This window comes from Pseudomonas sp. NCIMB 10586 (assembly GCF_023127895.1).
In the GTDB taxonomy this organism is placed as follows: Bacteria; Pseudomonadota; Gammaproteobacteria; order Pseudomonadales; family Pseudomonadaceae; genus Aquipseudomonas; species Aquipseudomonas synxantha_A.
Genome location: NZ_SPKQ01000012.1, coordinates 42,131 through 55,652, shown reverse-complemented (window position 1 = coordinate 55,652; position 13,522 = coordinate 42,131). Strand labels below are relative to the sequence as shown.

Sequence of the window (13,522 nt, the reverse complement as noted above, 5' to 3'; positions counted from 1 at the left end):
CAGTTCAGCACTGCGAAAATTGACCTGGGAACCGTAGGACAAGTTCCCTAAACCACTGATACGGTCAATACAAACGAAACCACATTAATCTGGCATTAACTACTTCGGCGCCAGTTCACGTAAATGCCGTGCTACCGCAATCCAGGCACCGATATACCCCAACAACACCGCGCCAAGCAAGAGACTCAGACCATCGGCTACCGGCACCCCGGCCAGGGCAAAATCACTGCCATACAAACCCGCCAGCCCGACAACCGCGTCGTTCAACCAATTCAGGCCAAACGCCAGCACGCCCCAGGACAAGACCCCGGCACCCAGGCCATAAAGCGCGCCCATGTACAGGAAAGGACGGCGTACATAGCTGTCCGTGCCGCCGACCAGTTTAATCACTTCTATCTCGGTGCGACGGTTTTCAATATGAAGACGAATGGTATTACCTATCACCAAAAGTAATGCAGACACTAATAACACCGTCAGGCCGAACACAAAGCGGTCACCCAGCTTGAGGATCGCGGCCAGGCGCTCTACCCAGACTAGATCAAGTTGAGCCTGTTGCACCTTGGGCATCTCTGCGAGTTTTTGTCGCAGGGCCTCCAGCGCCGGCTTGTCGACCTCGTTCGGCGTCACCAGCACCACGCCCGGCAGCGGGTTCTGCGGCAGCTCCTTGAGCGCCTCGCCCAGGCCGGACTGCTGCTGGAATTCTTCAAGGGCTTGATCGCGGCTGATGTATTCGGCATCCGCTACGCCCGGAATGTTCTTGATGTCGTCGCGTAGCGCTTCGCCGTCCTTGCTGCTGGTGTCCAGGTTCAGGTACAGCGATATCTGCGCCGCCCGCTGCCAGGAACCGCCGAGGCGTTCCACATTATTAAGCAGCAGCGACAAGCCCATCGGCAGGCTCAAGGCTACGGCCATGACCAGGCAGGTGAAAAAGCTGCCGATCGGCTGTTTGCCCAGGCGACGCAGGCTGTCAAGCAGGCTGGCGCGATGGCTTTCGATCCAGGCGTGCAGCAAGGTGCCGAAGTCCGGGCCGTCGTCTTCGTCACGCTTTTTCTTCGGCGGTTGCGGATCGGCAGGCTTGGGTGCCACGCGTTCGGATACTTTGGGGCTACGGGTAGCACTCATACGCCAGCCTCCCCATCACCGATCAAGCGGCCACGTTGCAAGGTCAACATACGATGGCGCATACGGGCGATCAGGGCCAGGTCGTGGCTGGCGATCAATACGCTGGTGCCCAGCCGATTGATGTCTTCGAACACCCCCATGATCTCGGCCGCCAGGCGCGGGTCGAGGTTACCGGTGGGTTCGTCCGCCAGCAGCAGGGCCGGGCGGTGGACGATGGCGCGGGCAATACCGACGCGCTGTTGCTGGCCGGTGGACAGGTCCCCCGGGTAAAGGTCGGTCTTGTCCGACAATGCCACGCGCTCCAGCGCCGAATCCACGCGCTTGACGATTTCGGCTTTGGACAGCCCGAGAATCTGCAGCGGCAGCGCGATGTTGTTGAACACCGTGCGATCGAACAGCAGCTGGTGATTCTGGAACACCACGCCGATCTGGCGGCGTAGAAACGGAATTTGCGCATTGCTGATGGTAGCCAGGTCCTGGCCCGCCAGCAGCAACTTGCCGGTGGTCGGGCGCTCCATGGCGAGTAACAGGCGCAACAGCGTGCTTTTGCCAGCGCCCGAGTGACCGGTGACAAACAAGAACTCGCCGCGACGCACTCGAAAGCTCAGCTCATGCAAGCCCACATGCCCGTTGGCATAGCGTTTACCGACCTGTTCGAATCGAATCATGAACGCTCCCGCTCGGCAAACAGTGCCTGTACAAAGGGTTCGGCTTCAAAGGTGCGCAGGTCGTCGATACCTTCACCGACACCGATATAACGAATCGGCAACCCGAACTGTTTAGCCAGGGCGAAAATCACCCCGCCCTTGGCCGTGCCGTCGAGCTTAGTCAATGCCAGGCCGGTCAGCTGCACCGTCTGGTTGAATTGTTTGGCCTGGCTGATGGCGTTCTGACCAGTACCGGCGTCGAGCACCAGCAAGACTTCATGCGGCGCATCGGCGTCGAGCTTGCTGATCACACGGCGCACTTTCTTCAGCTCTTCCATCAGGTTGTCTTTGGTGTGCAGGCGCCCGGCGGTATCGGCGATCAACACGTCGATATTACGCGCCTTGGCGGCCTGCACGGCATCGAAGATCACCGAAGCGGAGTCGGCGCCGGTGTGCTGGGCGATCACCGGGATCTTGTTGCGCTCGCCCCATACCTGCAACTGCTCGACGGCGGCGGCACGGAAGGTGTCACCGGCGGCGAGCATGACTTTCTTGCCCTCGCCCTGCAGCTTCTTGGCCAGCTTGCCGATGGTGGTGGTTTTGCCCGCGCCGTTGACGCCGACCACCAGGATCACGAACGGCTTGTTCGGGGTGATCACCAGCGGCGCTTCCACGGGCTTGAGCATTGCAGCCAGTTCGGCCTGCAAGGATTTGTACAACGCATCGGCGTCGGTCAGTTGCTTGCGCGCGACCTTCTGAGTCAGGCTCTGGATGATCACGGCAGTGGCTTCGACACCCACGTCGGCGGTGAGCAGGCGGGTTTCGATGTCTTCCAGCAGTTCATCATCAATGACCTTCTTGCCCAGAAACAGGCTGGCCATACCTTCGCCGATGCTGGCGCTGGTCTTGCTCAGACCCTGCTTGAGGCGGGCGAAAAAGCCGCTCTTGCTGGTTTCGGCAGGCGCGACAGGCTCTTCGATCACCGCAGGCGCGGCAACGACAGCAGGCACTTCAACCGGGATTTCGACCGCTGGCGGCGTCTGGACCACTACCTCTACCGGTGGCGCCACCGGAATGGGCGGCGTCACGTGTTCAGCCTGCACATCTTCAACCAGTGCCACCGGCTCTTCGGCTACCGGTAGCGCAAGCCACGGTTTGTGCTCGGGCTCGGGCTCCGGCTCGGGTTCTGCCTCGACCACCGGCTGCAATACCGGCTCCGCGATGGGCAACACCACCGGCGCCGGCGTCTCGGCAACCGGCTCGGCTTCTACTATAGGCTCTGGAATAGGCTCAGCTTGAACCTGCGGCTGTTCGACGACGGTTTCCTGCGGCTTTTTGCGCAGCCATCCGAACAGGCCTTTTTTCTCGCCAGCCGCAGCTGGGCTCTTCTTGTCGTCGTTGGAACCAAACATGGAGGACGGCTATCTCAAAGTAGCGATGCGCCAGGGCGCCTCGGTAAATAAATTCGATGCAGAACAGACTGCTTTAACGCCCGCTTGTTCATGCGCAACATTTTGTAAGGCGTAAATAAGTGCCTTGGCAAATCGTTTCAATATGGGACTGAAGCGATAAAATCGGCGAAACGTGGAAGATTGTCGGGGAAAAACGCCAACTACTCCAACTTTCCTACGACTGAACCCAGGACTAGATGACGACCGCAGTGGCCGTCCCTAAATCGGATCAGTATCCTAGCACCTCCTCGCCCGCCGACGCTAAGACCAAGCGGGCAGCCCAACAGGTTAAAAAACGAATGAATGCTCTAGCCCGCCGCGCCGCAGGCCTGCTGCTCAGCACAGTTTGTCTGCCCCTTTCAGCCTTCGCTGCCGACCCACAACCCACTCATGAATTCACTCTGGATAACGGCCTTAAAGTGGTCGTGCGCGAAGACCATCGCGCGCCAGTGGTGGTTTCCCAAGTCTGGTACAAGGTTGGTTCAAGCTACGAAACCCCAGGCCAGACCGGTTTGTCCCACGCCCTTGAACATATGATGTTCAAAGGCAGCGCCAAGGTCGGCCCCGGCGAAGCCTCGCTGATCCTGCGTGACCTGGGCGCCGAAGAAAACGCGTTCACCAGCGATGACTACACCGCGTATTACCAGGTGCTGGCCCGCGACCGCCTGGGCGTGGCCTTTGAGCTGGAAGCCGACCGCATGGCCAGCCTGCGCCTGCCCGCCGACGAGTTCAGCCGCGAAATCGAGGTAATCAAGGAAGAACGCCGCCTGCGCACCGACGACAACCCGATGTCCAAGGCCTACGAGCGCTTCAAGGCCATGGCCTTCCCGGCCAGCGGCTACCACACGCCGACCATCGGCTGGATGGCTGACCTTGAGCGCATGAAGGTCGAGGAACTGCGCCACTGGTACCAATCCTGGTATGTGCCCAACAACGCTACCCTGGTAGTGGTCGGCGATGTGACCCCGGACGAGGTGAAAAGCCTGGCCCAGCGTTACTTCGGCCCGATCCCCAAGCGTGATGTGCCACCGGCGAAGATCCCGCTGGAGCTGGCCGAACCCGGCGAGCGCCTGCTGACCCTGCGGGTGCAGACCCAACTGCCAAGCGTGTTCCTGGGCTTCAACGTACCGGGCCTGGCCACCGCCGAAGACAAACGCTCGGTGCAAGCCTTGCGCCTGATCTCGGCCCTGCTGGACGGCGGCTACAGTGCACGTATCTCCGAGCAACTTGAGCGTGGTGAGGAGCTGGTATCCGCCGCGTCCACCAACTACGACGCCTATACCCGTGGCGATACGTTGTTCATGCTCTCGGCCACGCCCAACCAGCAGAAACAAAAGACCGTCGCCCAAGCCGAAGCCGGCCTGTGGCGCCTGCTTGATGAGTTGAAAGCCAAGCCGCCGACCGCTGAAGAACTGGAGCGCATCCGTGCTCAGGTCATCGCCGGCCTGGTGTACCAACGCGACTCCATCACCAGCCAGGCCACGGCCATCGGCTCCCTGGAAACCGTCGGCCTGTCCTGGAAGCTGATGGACACCGAACTGGCCGACCTGCAAAGCGTGACGCCAGAAGATATCCAGAAAGCCGCGCGCACCTATTTCACCCGCGAACGTCTGAGCGTCGCCCATGTTTTGCCTGAGGAGACCGCTCATGAGTGATCGTAAAAGCAGCCGCCTGATCCTGCCCAGCCTGATCGCAGTCACCCTGGTTGCGGCCAGTGCCGTGTATTTCCTGCGCCCGAGCGAGTCGGTCGCCAGCCAGGCTCTGGAAAAGGCCCAATCGGCCAGCACCCTGCAGTCGCTGGCGGAACTGGACGGCAAGGCGCCAACCAACCGCAAGCTCGATGTGCAAACCTGGACCACCGCCGAAGGCGCCAAGGTGCTGTTTGTCGAAGCCCATGAACTGCCGATGTTCGACATGCGCATCCTGTTCGCCGCCGGCAGCAGCCAGGATGGCGACACACCGGGCCTGGCGCTGATGACCAACGCCATGCTCAACGAAGGCGTGCCGGGCAAGGATGTCAGCCAGATCGCCAGTGGCTTTGAGGGCCTCGGCGCCGACTTCGGCAATGGTGCCTACCGCGACATGGCGCTGGTCACCCTGCGCAGCCTCAGCGACAGCGATAAGCGCACCGCAGCCCTGGCACTGTTCGACCAGGTTATTGGCCAACCGACGTTCCCGGCAGACTCCCTGGCGCGGATCAAGAACCAGATCCTGGCCGGCTTCGAGTATCAGAAGCAGAACCCCGCCAAGCTGGCGAGCATCGAACTGTTCAAACGCCTGTACGGCGATCACCCTTACGCGCACCCGAGCGAAGGCACCCCCGAGAGTGTGCCGAAGATCACCCTGGCGCAGTTGAAGGCATTCCACGCCAAAGCCTACGCGGCGGGTAATGCTGTGATTGCGGTGGTCGGCGACCTGACTCGCGCTGAGGCCGAGGCCATGACGGCCAAAGTGTCGGCCTCGCTGCCCAAAGGGCCCGCCATGGCCAAGATCGCTCAACCGACCGAGCCAAAAGCCGGCCTGAGCCGTATCGAGTTTCCCTCCAAGCAAACCCACCTGCTGTTTGCGCAATTGGGCATCGACCGCGCCGATCCGGACTACGCAGCTCTGTCCCTGGGCAACCAGATCCTTGGCGGCGGTGGCTTCGGCACCCGCTTGATGAGCGAAGTGCGCGAGAAACGCGGCCTGACCTACGGCGTGTACTCCGGTTTCTCGCCGATGCAGGTGCGCGGCCCGTTCATGATCAACTTGCAGACCCGCGCCGAAATGAGCGGCGGCACCCTGCGCCTGGTTGAGGATGTACTGGCTGACTACCTCAAGAACGGCCCCACGCAAAAAGAACTGGACGACGCCAAGCGCGAACTGGCCGGCAGCTTCCCGCTGTCCACCGCCAGCAACGCCGATATTGTCGGGCAACTGGGCGCCATGGGTTTTTACAACCTGCCGCTGAGCTATCTGGAAGATTTCATGAAACAATCCCAGGCCCTGACCGTAGAGCAGGTCAAGGCTGCAATGAACAAACACTTGAGCGCCGACAAGATGGTCATCGTGACCGCCGGCCCGACGATTGCGCAAAAGCCACTACCGCCCCCCACTGATAAACCTGCCGAGCAGCCGCTCGGGGTTCCGGAGCATTAATGGCCAGTTCATCTCGCCCGAAAAAACCTGTCCACAACGTGCATAACGGTGTGGGCCAACTGCGCATCATTGGCGGTGAATGGGGCAGCCGCAAGCTGAGCTTCCCCGACGTCGTAGGCCTGCGCCCGACGCCGGATCGCGTGCGTGAAACCCTGTTCAACTGGCTTGCGCCATACATCGGCGGGGCCAAGGTGCTGGACCCGTTCGCCGGCAGTGGCGCGCTGTTCCTGGAGGCGCTGTCGCGTGGCGCGGCCCAGGGCCAGGCGTTGGATGCCAGTAATGTGGCGGTGTCCACCCTCAAGGAACACCTGGGCACGCTGCGTTGCACCACCGGCCAGGTGCAGACGGCCGACGCGCTGCGCTACCTGGAAACCCAGGCGGTGACTGAATACGACGTGGTGTTCCTCGACCCGCCGTTCAACCAGAACCTGCTGCCGACTGTGTGTGCTTTGCTCGAAGAGCGCCAGTGGCTGGCACCGGATGCCTGGATCTACACTGAAAGCGAGACCGCGCCGTCAACGCTCGGCCTGCCGGGCAGTTGGCGCCTGCATCGGGAGCAAAAGTCCGGACGGGTGTATTACGCGTTGTGGCATCGCCTGGTCGAAAACGCCGCTTAACCTGTGGCAGGGGAGCTTGCCACGGCGAGCTCACTGGCTACCGAGAGTTTCATGACCCCCTCTTCCGATCTGTTCAAACCCGCCTTCGGCCTCGGCAACCCTCACCTGCAAACACTGTGGGGGCCGCTGTTGCGCCCAACGACCCATATCGAACGCCAACGCGAACGTCTATGGCTGGAAGACGGCGACTTCCTCGACCTCGACTGGCATGGTCCCCATGACCTGCACGCACCGTTGGTACTGGTGCTGCATGGGCTGACCGGTTCGTCCAATTCGCCCTATGTGGCCGGCCTGCAACAAGCCCTCGCCGGCCAAGGTTGGGCCAGCGTTGCGTTGAACTGGCGCGGCTGCTCGGGCGAGCCCAACCTTCTGGCGCGCAGTTATCACTCCGGGGCCAGCGAAGACCTGGCCGCGGCGATTGCCCATCTGCGCGCCAAACGGCCACTGGCACCGCTGTATGCCGTGGGGTATTCCCTGGGCGGCAATGTGTTGCTCAAGCACTTGGGCGAAACCGGCGTGACTTCGGGGCTGCAAGGCGCGGCGGCGGTCTCGGTACCGTTTCGCCTGGACCAATGCGCTGATCGCATCGGTCTGGGGTTTTCGCGGATTTACCAGAAGCATTTCATGCGCGAGATGCTGGCGTACATTCGCGTAAAGCAACGCCAGTTTTTGCAAGATGGACGTGAGGAAGGACTGAAAACCCTGGAGGCACTGGGCTCCCTGGAGAAGATGCGCACGTTCTGGGACTTCGATGGGCGAGTGACTGCGCCGTTGCATGGCTTCTTGAGTGCTGAGGATTACTATCGCCGCGCATCCAGTCGCTACTACCTGGGCGATATCCGCACACCAATACTGATCATCCAGGCCGCCGATGATCCGTTTGTGTTTGCTCATAGCCTGCCGGAAGCGAGTGAGCTGTCGGAGTGCACCGAGTTTGAATTGCTGACAAAGGGTGGGCATGTGGGCTTTGTGGAGGGTTCACTGAAACGTCCCGGCTATTACTTGGAACGCCGCATCCCACAGTGGTTACTGACACAACGCAGTTAAAAATGTGGGAGGGGCGGTGCGACGATTCGACTTGCCCCCGATAGCGGTGGATCAGTTACAGATACTGAGACTGACACACTGCAATCGGGGGCAAACCCCCTCCCACATTTTGATTGGGTTTACAGGGCCAATTGCTCAGTCGCCTGTTGCAATTTCCCGCGCCGGATCCGTAATCCACTCACTCCACGACCCCGCATACAACTTGCCCAACGGATATCCCGCCAACGCCAGGGCAAACAGGTTATGGCATGCCGTCACCCCCGAACCGCAGTACGCCACCAACTCCTGCGGCGGGCGCCCCTGCAACTGCGCAGCAAAGCGTTGCTTGAGCTGCTCGGCCGGCAGGAAGCGCCCGTCACTGCCCAGGTTTTCATTGAATGCTGCGCACTGCGCGCCGGGAATATGCCCGGCAATCGGGTCTATGGGCTCTACTTCGCCACGAAAACGCGGCTGGGCGCGGGCGTCGATCAAGGTCAGGCCGGGCTGACCCAGGCGTTTTTGCAAATGCTCGGCATCCAGCACCAACCGATTATCCGGCGTACCAGTGAAGGTGCCCGGCTCGGTCACCGGCGCATCCAGGCTCAAGGGGAAACCGGCGCTGTGCCAGGCCTTGAGGCCACCATCGAGAATAAACACCCCATCACGCTTGCCCAGCCAGGCCAGCAGCCACCAGGCACGGGCGGCATAGGCACCGGGGCCATCGTCATACAGCACCACATCGGTGTCGGCGCTGATGCCCCAAGCTCGCAGCTGTTTGGCGAAGGTGTCCGCCGCAGGCAAAGGATGGCGGCCGGTCACACCCTTGGTCACCGGGCCACTCAGATGGCGCTCCAGGTCGGCGTATTGCGCGCCCTCGATATGCCCTTCGGTGTAGCTGCACAGGCCGTAATCCGGGTCCTCCAGGGCAAAGCGGCAATCCAGGATCACCAGCTCTGCCGACTTCTGGCGCTCGGCCAATTGCGGGGGGCTGATCAGTTGGGCAAGCGGCATGACTGACTCCTGTGAATACAAAGGGGAAAGGTCTTACTTCACTTCTTCCAGTGCCTGATTCAACGGCACGTAAAACTCTTTGAACAAAGCATCCACCGCATCCTTGGCCTGGGGCGTGACAAACCCCGCCTCCAACACCAGCACCTGGTACACCCCGCGCTTGATCGCCTCGGCGCTCAGGTGGGTGGAGTTTTCGTTGGTGGTGCACAGGAACCGCACCCAGGAGGTCAGGATGATCCAGGCATTCAGGGTCAGGGCTTCGGTTTGCACCGGGTCCATATTCAGAATGCCGGCATCGACAAACCCCTGGTAAATGGCACCGCCCTGGATCAGGCAACGCTGGGAAAACCGCCGATAGCCCGTGGCCAGTTCCGGATCGCTCTCCAGCAGATGTTCGAGGTCGCGGTGCAGGAAACGATAGCGCCACATGCCCGCCAGCACGGCTTGCAGATAAAAGCGCTTGTCCTCCACCACCATCGTGCGCCCCTGGGGCGGGCGCAGGAAACTGTCCACCAGGGCTTCATATTCGCGAAACAGCACGGCGATGATCGCCTGCTTGTTGGGGAAGTGGTAGTACAGGTTGCCCGGAGAAATCTCCATATGGGCGGCGATATGGTTGGTGCTGACACTGCGCTCGCCCTGCTGGTTAAAAAGCTCCAGGCTGGTTTGCACAATGCGCTCGCTGGTCTTTACTCGTGGTGCCATGGGGGATCAGCTTCCAAACACGGGATGGGGCATCTTACGGCCTATGCCGGCCAGGTTAAATCTGGATGTTACTGCAATGTTATTTGACAATTTAGAGCAATGACTCTAAAAATCCAGGCAGACCTATAACAATCGGGAACTGCGCCATGTCTGCCAACGTTGCCTACCTGCAAGATGCCCAGGCCTTGGACCACCTCCAGGAGCTGTTCGAAGCCCAGCGTCGCGCCTACGCCGCCAACCCGATGCCACCGGCTGCGCAACGCCAACAATGGCTCAAGGCCCTGCGCGATGTGCTCAGCGACGAACGCCAGGCGCTGATCACTGCGATCAGCCAGGACTTCAGCCATCGCAGCGCAGACGAAACCCTGTTCGCCGAATTGATGCCCAGCCTGCATGGCATTCACTATGCCAGCAAACACCTCAAGAGCTGGATGAAACCCTCCCGCCGCGCTGTAGGCATTGCCTTCCAGCCCGCCTCGGCCAAAGTCATTTATCAACCGTTGGGCGTCGTCGGCGTCATCGTGCCGTGGAACTACCCGTTGTATCTGGCTATCGGCCCGTTGGTCGGGGCTTTGGCCGCCGGCAACCGGGTGATGCTCAAGCTCAGCGAGTCCACACCGGCCACCGGCGAACTGCTCAAGGCGCTGCTGGCCAGGATCTTTCCCGAGGACCTGGTGTGCGTGGTGCTGGGCGAAGCCGAAGTGGGCATGGCGTTTTCCAAATTGCGCTTCGATCACCTGCTGTTTACCGGTGCCACCAGCATTGGTAAACACGTGATGCGTGCGGCGGCCGAAAACCTCACGCCGGTCACCCTGGAACTGGGCGGCAAGTCGCCAGCCATCGTCTCGGCCGATGTACCGCTCAAGGACGCCGCCGAGCGCATCGCCTTCGGCAAAGCCTTGAATGCCGGGCAAACCTGTGTGGCGCCAGACTATGTGCTGGTGCCGGAGGACCGCGTCGCAGGGTTTGTCGAGGCGTATTCCAAGGCCGTACGTGGGTTTTATCCGACCCTGGCCGACAACCCGGACTACACCGCCATCATCAACGAGCGGCAACTGGCCCGGCTCAATGCCTACGCCAAGGACGCTACCGACAAGGGCGCCACCCTGGTCCCACTGTACGAGCAAGGCCAGGCTCGACGTATGGCCCACAGCCTGCTGCTGAATGTCAGCGACGACATGACAGTCATGCAGGACGAGATTTTCGGCCCGCTCTTGCCCATCGTGCCGTATCGCGGCCTTGACCAAGCCTTTGCCTACATCAACCAGCGTCCACGCCCACTGGCCCTGTACTACTTCGGCTACAACAAGAACGAGCAGGAGCGTGTGCTTCACGAAACCCATTCCGGCGGCGTATGCCTGAACGACACCTTGCTGCACGTTGCCCAGGACGACATGCCTTTTGGTGGCATCGGCCCGTCGGGCATGGGCCATTACCACGGCCATGAAGGCTTCCTGACATTCAGCAAGGCCAAGGGCGTGCTGGTTAAACAGCGCCTGAACGCGGCGAAGTTGATCTACCCCCCTTACGGCAAATCGATTCAGAAATTGATCCAGAAGTTGTTTATCCGCTGATAACCGTCACCTTCAGGACGATAAAAACAATGAACCCCAGCCTGAACGATTCACCCGCACTGTCTCGGCGCGGCGTCTTGAAAATCGGCCTGTGCGCCAGCGCTTTCCTCGCCACCGCCGGGCTTGGCGCCAGTCTCAGCGGTTGCTCCAGCAGTACGCCGGCCAGCGGCTTCGCGATGTTGCGCGCCAGTGATTTGCCGTTCTTGCGCGCGGTGATCCCAGTGCTGCTGGAGGGTGCGGCCAGCGCCGAGACAGTGGTCGCAGGCATTGAAGACACCCTGAAAAAACTCGACTACAGCCTGCAAAACTTGTCGCCGGAGATGTTCAAGCTCACCCAGCAGTTATTCGACGTGCTGGGCATGGGCATCACCCGCGGCCCGCTGACCGGTATCTGGGGCAGTTGGGAAAATGCCAGCAGCGAGCAGATCCGCAACTTCCTGCACCGCTGGGAAAACAGCTACCTGAACCTGCTGCGCATGGGACAGGGCTCGCTGCTCAAGTTGGTGATCATGGCCTGGTATTTTCGGCCCGCCTCCTGGGCCCATTGCGGTTATCCCGGCCCACCGAAGATCTGATTCGCATCCCTCACAATAAAAACCAGAGACGACCCTGATGCCCGTACCCGATCTGTTCCGTGATGGCCTGGCCCGTGGCTGGAAAACCCACAATGGTGCCGCCCTCGACAACGACCTGACCCTGGAAGCCGATGTAGCCATTATTGGCAGCGGTGCCGGTGGTGGCACCACCGCAGAGATCCTCAGCGCCGCTGGCTACAAGGTGTTGCTGATCGAAGAGGGCCCACTCAAGACCAGCAGTGACTTCAAGCTGCTCGAAGACGAAGCCTACGCCAGCCTCTACCAGGAAGGCATCGGCCGCATGAGCAAGGACGGCGCCATCACCATCCTGCAAGGCCGGGCGGTGGGCGGCACCACCTTGATCAACTGGACCTCCAGCTTTCGTACCCCCGACGCCACCCTCGCCCACTGGGCCAGCGAATACGCGGTGAAGGGCCACAGCAGCGCCGAGATGGCGCCCTGGTTCGAAAAAATGGAACAGCGCCTGGGCATCGCACCCTGGGCGCTTCCACCGAATGCCAACAACGATGTGATCCGCAAAGGCTGCGAAAAGCTTGGCTACAGCTGGCATGTGATCCCGCGCAATGTGCGCGGCTGCTTCAACCTGGGTTATTGCGGCATGGGTTGCCCGGTGAACGCCAAACAATCGATGCTGGTGACGACTATCCCCTCCACCCTGGAGAAAGGCGGCGAACTGCTGTACCTCGCCCGCGCCGAGCAGCTCAAATACAGCGGCGACACCATCAGCAGCCTGGAATGCGTGGCCATGGACGAGCGCTGCGTGGCGCCGACCGGGCGCAAGATCACCGTAAAAGCCAGGCATTACGTGCTGTCGGGCGGCGGTATCAATAGCCCGGCCCTGCTGATGCGCTCGGACGCGCCCGACCCGCATTCGCGGCTGGGCAAGCGGACCTTCTTGCACCTAGTCAACTTCTCGGCGGGGCTGTTCGACGAAGTGATCAACCCGTTCTACGGTGCGCCGCAATCGATTTACTCCGACCATTTCCAATGGCAGGACGGCACTACCGGCAAAATGTCCTACAAGCTCGAAGCGCCACCCTTACACCCAGGATTGGCCAGCACCTTGTTTGGCGGTTACGGCAAACAGAACGCGTTGGACATGAACCAACTGCCTCACACCCACGCCATGCTCGCCCTGCTGCGCGACGGCTTTCACCCCGACAGCCCGGGCGGCAGCGTGGATTTACGCGGCGATGGCACACCCGTGCTCGATTATCAGGTTTCGCCCTACGCCTGGGACGGCCTGCGCCGGGCCTTCCACAGCATGGCCGAGATTCAGTTCGCGGCAGGGGCCAAATCGGTCAAGCCTTTGCATCACGACGCACGGTACGTGAACAGCCTGGCCGAAGCGCGCAGCATGATTGACGGTTTGAACCTGGAGTTGCACCGCACAACCCTTGGCAGCGCCCATGTGATGGGCGGCTGTGCCATGGGCGAAGATCCGAAGCATGCGGTAACCGACAGCCTCGGTCGCCACCACCAACTGCGTAACCTGTCTATTCATGACGGCTCGCTGTTTCCTACCAGCATCGGGGCAAATCCCCAGTTGTCGGTGTATGGATTGAGCGCCCAACTGGCGTCAGCCTTGGCCGAACGTCTGAAAACAGCGTGAAAAACCGTTCGATTCACGGCATT

At 61.0% G+C, this 13,522-nt stretch carries 12 protein-coding genes; 7 read left to right on the top strand and 5 right to left on the bottom strand.

The genetic code is table 11. The features are described from left to right. Window positions 1-99 precede the first annotated feature (99 nt). Genes ftsX through ftsY form a run of 3 tightly spaced genes read right to left on the bottom strand, consistent with a single transcriptional unit; the run spans window position 100 to window position 3,181 of the window. Window positions 100-1,122 carry a permease-like cell division protein FtsX gene (ftsX, locus tag E4P01_RS05990; RefSeq protein ID WP_005792287.1) on the bottom strand — a complete coding sequence of 341 codons (1,023 nt, stop codon included), beginning with the start codon at window positions 1,120-1,122 and terminating at the stop codon, window positions 100-102. Then, entirely contained in the window at window positions 1,119-1,790 is a 672-nt protein-coding gene (ftsE, locus tag E4P01_RS05985; RefSeq protein WP_003213784.1) for a cell division ATP-binding protein FtsE, read from the bottom strand. Before ftsE ends, ftsX begins: the two co-directional genes overlap by 4 nt. Then, window positions 1,787-3,181 carry a signal recognition particle-docking protein FtsY gene (ftsY, locus tag E4P01_RS05980; protein ID WP_005792288.1) on the bottom strand — a complete coding sequence of 465 codons (1,395 nt, stop codon included), beginning with the start codon at window positions 3,179-3,181 and terminating at the stop codon, window positions 1,787-1,789. Before ftsY ends, ftsE begins: the two co-directional genes overlap by 4 nt. 338 nt (window positions 3,182-3,519) lie before the next feature. Between ftsY and E4P01_RS05975 the strand changes: the two genes are divergently transcribed. Genes E4P01_RS05975 through E4P01_RS05960 form a run of 4 tightly spaced genes read left to right on the top strand, consistent with a single transcriptional unit; the run spans window position 3,520 to window position 8,022 of the window. Next, window positions 3,520-4,875 carry a pitrilysin family protein gene (locus tag E4P01_RS05975; protein WP_005792289.1) on the top strand — a complete coding sequence of 452 codons (1,356 nt, stop codon included), beginning with the start codon at window positions 3,520-3,522 and terminating at the stop codon, window positions 4,873-4,875. Beyond that, a complete protein-coding gene (locus E4P01_RS05970; RefSeq protein ID WP_078822563.1) occupies window positions 4,868-6,358 on the top strand; it encodes a pitrilysin family protein in 1,491 nt (496 codons plus the stop codon). The genes E4P01_RS05975 and E4P01_RS05970 overlap by 8 nt, the downstream gene beginning before the upstream one ends. Next, complete coding sequence (gene rsmD / locus E4P01_RS05965; RefSeq protein ID WP_216090436.1) at window positions 6,358-6,975, top strand: 16S rRNA (guanine(966)-N(2))-methyltransferase RsmD; 618 nt, start codon at window positions 6,358-6,360, stop codon at window positions 6,973-6,975. Before E4P01_RS05970 ends, rsmD begins: the two co-directional genes overlap by 1 nt. A 51-nt stretch (window positions 6,976-7,026) precedes the next feature. Continuing rightward, window positions 7,027-8,022 carry a hydrolase gene (locus E4P01_RS05960; RefSeq protein ID WP_216090437.1) on the top strand — a complete coding sequence of 332 codons (996 nt, stop codon included), beginning with the start codon at window positions 7,027-7,029 and terminating at the stop codon, window positions 8,020-8,022. Window positions 8,023-8,157: 135 nt separating this feature from the next. On the opposite strand, the gene E4P01_RS05955 is transcribed toward E4P01_RS05960, so the two are convergent. After that, window positions 8,158-9,012 (bottom strand): sulfurtransferase, encoded by an 855-nt coding sequence (locus E4P01_RS05955; RefSeq protein ID WP_148853842.1) that lies wholly within the window; start codon window positions 9,010-9,012, stop codon window positions 8,158-8,160. A gap of 33 nt (window positions 9,013-9,045) precedes the next feature. After that, window positions 9,046-9,717: a TetR/AcrR family transcriptional regulator gene (locus tag E4P01_RS05950; protein WP_216090438.1), complete on the bottom strand. Its 672-nt coding sequence runs from the start codon at window positions 9,715-9,717 to the stop codon at window positions 9,046-9,048. A 146-nt stretch (window positions 9,718-9,863) separates the two neighbouring features. Between E4P01_RS05950 and E4P01_RS05945 the strand changes: the two genes are divergently transcribed. The 3 genes from E4P01_RS05945 to E4P01_RS05935 are packed head-to-tail and all read left to right on the top strand — an operon-like array spanning window position 9,864 to window position 13,499. Next, window positions 9,864-11,291: a coniferyl aldehyde dehydrogenase gene (locus E4P01_RS05945; RefSeq protein ID WP_078822565.1), complete on the top strand. Its 1,428-nt coding sequence runs from the start codon at window positions 9,864-9,866 to the stop codon at window positions 11,289-11,291. 29 nt (window positions 11,292-11,320) lie between these two features. After that, window positions 11,321-11,866, top strand: coding sequence for a hypothetical protein (locus tag E4P01_RS05940; RefSeq protein WP_005792296.1), 546 nt, complete (start codon window positions 11,321-11,323; stop codon window positions 11,864-11,866). 37 nt (window positions 11,867-11,903) lie between these two features. Further along, window positions 11,904-13,499, top strand: a complete 1,596-nt coding sequence (locus E4P01_RS05935) for a GMC family oxidoreductase (protein ID WP_148853840.1) — start codon at window positions 11,904-11,906, stop codon at window positions 13,497-13,499. Window positions 13,500-13,522 lie beyond the last annotated feature (23 nt).

What these genes read in the sequence shown, in the direction of transcription:
- ftsX (WP_005792287.1), bottom strand. Translation starts at nt 1,122, where the DNA reads ATGAGTGCTACCCGTAGCCCCAAAGTATCCGAACGCGTGGCACCCAAG.
- ftsE (WP_003213784.1), bottom strand. Translation starts at nt 1,790, where the DNA reads ATGATTCGATTCGAACAGGTCGGTAAACGCTATGCCAACGGGCATGTG.
- ftsY (WP_005792288.1), bottom strand. Translation starts at nt 3,181, where the DNA reads ATGTTTGGTTCCAACGACGACAAGAAGAGCCCAGCTGCGGCTGGCGAG.
- E4P01_RS05975 (WP_005792289.1), top strand. Translation starts at nt 3,520, where the DNA reads ATGAATGCTCTAGCCCGCCGCGCCGCAGGCCTGCTGCTCAGCACAGTT.
- E4P01_RS05970 (WP_078822563.1), top strand. Translation starts at nt 4,868, where the DNA reads ATGAGTGATCGTAAAAGCAGCCGCCTGATCCTGCCCAGCCTGATCGCA.
- rsmD (WP_216090436.1), top strand. Translation starts at nt 6,358, where the DNA reads ATGGCCAGTTCATCTCGCCCGAAAAAACCTGTCCACAACGTGCATAAC.
- E4P01_RS05960 (WP_216090437.1), top strand. Translation starts at nt 7,027, where the DNA reads ATGACCCCCTCTTCCGATCTGTTCAAACCCGCCTTCGGCCTCGGCAAC.
- E4P01_RS05955 (WP_148853842.1), bottom strand. Translation starts at nt 9,012, where the DNA reads ATGCCGCTTGCCCAACTGATCAGCCCCCCGCAATTGGCCGAGCGCCAG.
- E4P01_RS05950 (WP_216090438.1), bottom strand. Translation starts at nt 9,717, where the DNA reads ATGGCACCACGAGTAAAGACCAGCGAGCGCATTGTGCAAACCAGCCTG.
- E4P01_RS05945 (WP_078822565.1), top strand. Translation starts at nt 9,864, where the DNA reads ATGTCTGCCAACGTTGCCTACCTGCAAGATGCCCAGGCCTTGGACCAC.
- E4P01_RS05940 (WP_005792296.1), top strand. Translation starts at nt 11,321, where the DNA reads ATGAACCCCAGCCTGAACGATTCACCCGCACTGTCTCGGCGCGGCGTC.
- E4P01_RS05935 (WP_148853840.1), top strand. Translation starts at nt 11,904, where the DNA reads ATGCCCGTACCCGATCTGTTCCGTGATGGCCTGGCCCGTGGCTGGAAA.